A 6,285-nucleotide genomic window follows, 5' to 3' on the forward strand; every position below is an offset into this window, starting at 1 on the left:
GGGGACTCCACCCAGCCCACCAACCCATATAAACCCCTCCTCTAAACACATAAAAAGATTTCAGTACCTGTATTCATCTGGCGATATAAATTCCGCCTGGTGAACTTGGGTAGAAACATTAGATTATAGCTTTCTGTATCGAGCTGTATCTCTTTATGTCTTAATGAAACAAAAAGGTATGGAGCGATATGATTGGAGGAAACGATATGCCGTACCTCAATGAACTACTTGAATTACTAGACAGAACAGGGATTGTGGGTTTAAGTCGAAGAAAACATAAGCTAGATCTTTACTGTCTCGCCTGCTTCAACCTGTTTCCTTGCGAAGCCCGCGTCTTTATAGTATAGTATTCGCCCCTTAGCCTTGGCCTTGACGAGTATTTCACCAGGTAGAATCAGGGATTCCACCGTGGCTGGTGGTAGCAGGTAATTCTCCAACCCTATCACGGCTTTATTGTTTATTATCGGTGACAGTATTAGTACTTCAACGCCCAATGGTTCCAGCTCCACGTGCACCTCTCCGCTTCTATCTATGACGCCTGTTTCACCTGTGAATACTTTGTAATAGGCGTATGCTTCTGCCTCCGTAATGTATGGAAGAGTGTCTACTGTTACTTTATCACTGATCCTCTTTTCATTCCTATTGATGTTGAATAAGGCTATAGCCGTTGAGAAACCTATCTTTGAAGCGATCTTTAACAAGACCTCCTCATTGTAGGGATCCCTGAAGACTATGTCTAGGGTTGGTAAACCAGGCTCGTCTACCCTTGTAATGGATCCATCCGGCAACACTATTTTCCCAAGGAGTTCCCTATCTGTTCTATCGGGGTCTCCATCAGTTATGTAGACTGGGCCACCGCTGAACACCCTGAGGACAGCGTGTAGCCTGGCGTATGGGTCATACGTTACCCACATATCGTAGTCAGGATAGGCTATATGGCTGAATAAGAGTGAATTATACACATTGAAGAATGCGTGGAGTTTCGCGCCGCCTCTCCAGAAGGGGACATAGTCTATAGAGGTCCTCACCGCGTTACTCAGTAGGAAGCTATAGTAGTTCTCAGGCACCATAGACATACAGTTCAACACCTCGAGCCCATTCTCCTCGGCAGCAAGCTGGAGGGCAAGCTCAATGCTCCTAGAGGCCTCAGCCGAGGCCTTGTCGCCCAGATACAATGCATGTACAGACCACTGGTTGTCAACCTTGACGAAGTTGAATCCCTGCTTCCCCACCCATTTATAGAACCCCTTGTAGAAGTGATACGCATCCCCTAGCTCCGGTTGTGGGATAAGGGTTTTAAGAACAGGTGATCTATACCCGTTGGAACCCAGCTCTCTGAATACTTCTTCTTCTGCACCTCCCCAGTGAATGTTAATAGTGTGCCATAAACCGGTATACCTAATCCCCATGTTCTTCAACATGGAGACAGTGTTGCTGAGGCCTCTTGGGAACTTAGACCTATCCGTGTTAAGGGTCTTCAACGCTCTCACTTGCAGTACGGATACCACTTCCTCATCCTGCCATCCGTCATCTATTAAAACCCATTTCAATGGGATGTCTTTCCCGAGGAGCCTAGATACAACTGTAACTACGTTGTCATGGGTTAACCTGGTTGTTAGGAACGCATTCCATGAACACCATCCAAGCCCATTCATGAAGACGGGGAGACGCTTCTCCCTTCTAAGCCTGAAGCCAGTGATCCTTGATGCTTTTGCTACTGTTTCCTCTATAACCCTGTAGAGGTTCAAGCCTTTCCCAGCTATGAGGACAGGGGTCTCTGGGAGCTCGAAGACTTCTCTCCCAATGAATACCATTAACCTGGGTCCAGGTCCAAGGTAAACTGTGAATGAGCAGCCTAGCAGGGGAAGTAATATAATGTATTCTCCTTTACGCATGTATACAGCAAATATACTGTATAATGGTATCTCATCGAAGCCCTGGATTATTACCGGATAGCTCCAGCAAGGGAATCTCCTGATGTATGAGAAGTGATCTATCATAGTGAACCTAGGTGGGTAATCAGGGTTATCAGGCGGCTTCTCGACTGAAGGAGACTCACCAATAGCTAGCTTATTATAGTATGCGAAGGCAGAGGCATACATGGATCCAGCATTGGGATGCGTTGTCAATACAAGTATCCTCGAGTCATTCTCTAGGTCTAGCCATATATCAAGAGCTATGAGGCTACTCAAGGGCTTCACTGTACTGGCCGATAATGAAACTACTCCGTCCTCATTCCTTAACGTCACGATACCGTTTACACATTTATACATGTAATGGTTTTCACCAGTCTCGATTTGGCTGCAGTCCTCGCTTGATCCATCAGCATAATGCATGGTTACTCCTTTGATCATCAAGCCAGCGATACCCCCACAAGTTATACATGATTATTAGTGATGAAGCGTTAAACTTATATACATTCCTTACAAGTATATACTTAGATTTTATCATGGTGGATAACATGAGTCATGGGAAAACCGTGATCTTATTCATGGCATTGTCTCTCACCATGTTATACGCGGATCAAAACCTTATAGCACCAATGCTTAAAATCCTCGAGGAAGACGGCATGATACCTGGGATTGGAACCCCCAACTTCTGGTTCTACGCTGGCCTACTGGCAACAGTTCCAACATTTGTAGGCATAGCTACAACATTCATCTGGGGATACCTGGCAGATAAACTAAACAGGAGAACGCTCTTCGCGACAGCTGTACTGCTAGGCGAGATCCCATGTTTCCTCACAGGCTTCGCCAGGAACTACTACGAGATGCTCTTCCTCCGCGCTTTAACCGGGATAGGTATAAACGGTGCCGCACCAGTAGCTAGGGCGATCATAGCCGACCTCTACCCTCCTGAGAAAAGGGGGACAGGATATGCCATCTACAACTTCAGCAGTGGTTTCGGCGTGCTCATAGGGATGCTGATGACTGGTATAGTCCTTTCCGCTGGTTTAACCTGGAGAATCCCGTTCATGCTGGCAGCAGCTCCTAACTTCATCCTTATACCATTATTCTTACTGCTTGTTAAAGAGGTGAAGATAGGCTACGGGGAGCCTGAGATAAGGAGGTTATACGAGGCCGGATTAGAGTACAGGTTCAGGATAAACCTGAGGGAGTTTCTCACTGCTGTAACCGTGACACCCACATTGATCTTTATTTACCTCCAGGGTGTTCCAGGGACCTTTCCATGGGGTGCCATACCTTACTGGGCCCCCACTTATTTCCAGGAGAAATGGGGTTTAGATGCGGGAGTAGCGACCCTGATAATATTCGCTGCAGGTATAGGAATGATGATTGGGTACTTCGTGGGTGGGGTATTATCGGATGCTCTACTCAGGAAGGGCTTTGAGAGAGCCAGGCTCGTAATACCTTTCATAGGCATCATAGCTGGAACCTTCACAGTAATATCGTTGATCAGCTACCCCTATCCATACGGCGACTCAAGTTTCACAGCTCTGCTCCCGGTGATCATGCTCGGAGTTTTTGGAATGGTGTTCGTAACATTCTCAGCCCCAAACGTCCCGGCCATACTAAGCGAGATCACGCTTCCAGAGCACAGGGGAACAGTCTTCGGGCTCTTCAATATAACAGACAATATAGGATCAGCAATAGGACCCACACTAGCTGCCGCATTCATGGCGTACTATGAGTCAACGGGTTTAACTAAGTCTGAAAGTATGTACTACGGGCTGCTACTGGTAAGCCTTCTATGGATACCGTGCGCACTACTATGGCTACCAGCCTTCAAAACATACAAGCGCGACAAGGAGAAACTAAGGAAAGCACTAGCAGAGAGAGTCGGTAGCCAAGCGTTTTTCCCCTCACGGAATTAAAATCATCAAAAAGTAATTAAAAGTACCGTGGGGAGAGTTAGCCCTTAGATTTCATGATCGATGTTCACATGTTAAGTTAAATTTATTCTCCGGCTTTGATTACTAATTAATGGTGGATTACTTGACTAGGCTTGTAGTTATTGATGAATCACATGTATTCTACGAGTTTAATCCAGGGCTGGAACCAGTTGCACGGGTTAAGCCAGGCGACCTAGTTGTCTTCAAAACCCTCGACGCCCTCGGGGGGCAAGTTAAGAGCGAGGAGGACACTATTGAGAAAATAGACTTCACAAGGGTAAACCCTGCAACAGGCCCTCTCTACGTTGAGGATACTGGTCCAGGTGATGTGCTCGTAGTTGATGTCTTATCTCTCGAGGTATCTGGGAGGGGAGTAATTGTAACAGCGCCCGGTGAAGGGGTTCTCGGTGAGAGAGTTGACAAGGCAAAGACAAGGGTCTGCATGGTTAACGGTGACTACGTGGAGTTCAAGAGTTTGAAGCTGCCTGCATGGAGGATGATCGGTGTTATAGGCGTGGCCAGTGATGAGAAGCCTTCAACAGGGATTCCAGGGAGGCACGGCGGGAACCTTGATACAAAGTATATTACAGCTGGGTCAAGGGTCTACCTCCCGGTTTTTCACGAAGGAGGCTTGCTGGGCATCGGGGATCTCCACGCGTCAATGGGACACGGCGAGATCTGTGTTTCAGCATGTGAGGTATCGGGCTCGGTCCTTGTGAGAGTGGGTGTAGTGAAGAATGCTTCCCTTCCATGGCCTATTGTAGACTACGGTGGCTCACTCTACATACTTGTATCCATGGACAGTATCAATGATGCATTAAGGGAGGCGGCTAGAGTAGCTGTGGAAACCTTATCAAGGGCTCTAAGAATAGACTGGATTGACGCATACATGCTTGCAAGCCTTGGAGTAGACGTTGGTGTGAGTCAACTAGTGGATCCGAGGAAAACAGCTTGGGCCAGGATACCCAAGCATATTGTTCAACCCGATACCCTGCTCAAGGCTCTCTCAGAGATACGCCCTGAATAAGCTACTTAGGTGCTGATTCCAGGTCTCTTATTACTGCCTCGGCTACTTTTCTCCCTGAGAGTAGCATGCCTGTGAATATTGGCCCCATCCTGTTTAAGCCGTGTACTGCTGCGACCGCCATTCCAGTAGCATAGAGGCCTGGGATCACTCTCCCCGTGTACTCTACGACGTCTACATCTGCTTTCTCGCTGTATGCTGATTTCTCTCCGGGTATCTTGACCTTGGACTCAGGGTTCTTCTTCTCGAGTATCCTCAACACCTCGGCGTCGTGGCCTGTTGCATCTATGACTGCTTTTGACTCTATGAATAATGGGTCTACATGCAGTCCTGATAACTGGACGGCGCTCCACTCTACTACTACTCCCTGTACCCTGAACGGATTATATCTCACAATGACGTCTTCTACTGATATTCCTGGTATGATCTTCGCTCCAGCATCAAGGGCTCCAGCGGCTAGCTTAGCTGTTAACTCTGCTGTGTCCACCACGTATAGCCCCTTGATGCTTGAAGGCTTATACCTTATATTGAAGTCCCTGAGAATCCCTAATCCTCTTTCATCGACTACGGTCTTGTGGAGGAGCATTCCTCCGCCGCCTATTCCCCCACCGAAGCTAAGCCTCCTCTCTAGTACGAGGGTCTTCAATCCTTTCTCAGCCAGATACTTAGCGGCTGTAAGACCTGAGGGTCCTGCCCCTACTACTACTACATCGCAACTGCTTAGCTCCACCCAGTCCCTTGAGGCTTCCTCCCATATGACTCGGGTTATATGGGATTCAAGGCTCATGGTTTCACCACTTGTTTCTATCCTAGGTTAAACTTATAAATTTGTTATTGTATCATGTAATACTTGGTTATCATGGAGGAGACACACTTGAAACCCATTCCGGTCGCGTTAACCATAGCTGGAAGCGATTCAGGCGGCGGAGCAGGGATAGAGGCGGATCTCAAGACATTCACAGCTCTAGGCGTTCACGGTGCTGTAGCAGTCACCAGTGTAACAGCGCAGAACACAGTGGCTGTCACAGCTATCCATGATATTCCGCCTGAGATTGTTTATAAGCAAATAGAAGCCGTGGCTGAGGACATGGGGGTTGATGCTGCCAAGACAGGTATGCTGAGTAATAGCGGGATCATAGAGGTCGTGGCTAGAGCGGTAAATAGATATGGGTTCCCACTCGTAGTAGATCCAGTCATGATAGCTAAAACCGGGGCCAGGCTCCTCAGAGAGGATGCTGTTAGAGCACTCGTCGAGAAGCTACTTCCCCTGGCTAAAGTAGCCACCCCGAATAAGCCTGAGGCAGAGGTGTTGGCGGGCATGGAGATAAGGAGCCTTGAGGATGCTAAGAGGGCTGCTAGAGTAATAGCTGTTGAAACAGGTGTCGAGGCGGTTGTGGTGAAAGGCGGG

5 protein-coding genes are annotated in these 6,285 nt (G+C 47.9%); 3 read left to right on the plus strand and 2 right to left on the minus strand.

All coding sequences use genetic code 11. The features are described from left to right. Positions 1-281: 281 nt before the first annotated feature. Positions 282-2,354: a Sip1-related alpha-galactosidase gene (locus ACP5N5_RS05010; protein WP_428133506.1), complete on the minus strand. Its 2,073-nt coding sequence runs from the start codon at positions 2,352-2,354 to the stop codon at positions 282-284. Positions 2,355-2,461: 107 nt separating this feature from the next. Here ACP5N5_RS05010 and ACP5N5_RS05015 point away from each other — a divergent pair, with 107 nt between their 5' ends. Together ACP5N5_RS05015 and ACP5N5_RS05020 are read left to right on the plus strand one after the other, a co-directional pair. After that, positions 2,462-3,835 carry an MFS transporter gene (locus tag ACP5N5_RS05015; protein WP_428133500.1) on the plus strand — a complete coding sequence of 458 codons (1,374 nt, stop codon included), beginning with the start codon at positions 2,462-2,464 and terminating at the stop codon, positions 3,833-3,835. Between the two features lie 112 nt (positions 3,836-3,947). Further along, positions 3,948-4,880, plus strand: coding sequence for an acetamidase/formamidase family protein (locus ACP5N5_RS05020; protein ID WP_428133508.1), 933 nt, complete (start codon positions 3,948-3,950; stop codon positions 4,878-4,880). Position 4,881: 1 nt separating this feature from the next. Here the strand turns inward: ACP5N5_RS05020 and ACP5N5_RS05025 are convergent, their stop codons facing one another. Beyond that, positions 4,882-5,664 (minus strand): sulfide-dependent adenosine diphosphate thiazole synthase, encoded by a 783-nt coding sequence (locus ACP5N5_RS05025; RefSeq protein WP_042667528.1) that lies wholly within the window; start codon positions 5,662-5,664, stop codon positions 4,882-4,884. A gap of 72 nt (positions 5,665-5,736) precedes the next feature. Between ACP5N5_RS05025 and thiD the strand changes: the two genes are divergently transcribed. Beyond that, a partial coding sequence (gene thiD / locus ACP5N5_RS05030; RefSeq protein WP_428133503.1) for a bifunctional hydroxymethylpyrimidine kinase/phosphomethylpyrimidine kinase occupies positions 5,737-6,285 on the plus strand: 549 nt, incomplete at its 3' end.

The organism is Desulfurococcus sp., from assembly GCF_049970475.1.
Taxonomy (GTDB): domain Archaea; phylum Thermoproteota; class Thermoprotei_A; order Sulfolobales; family Desulfurococcaceae; genus Desulfurococcus; species Desulfurococcus amylolyticus.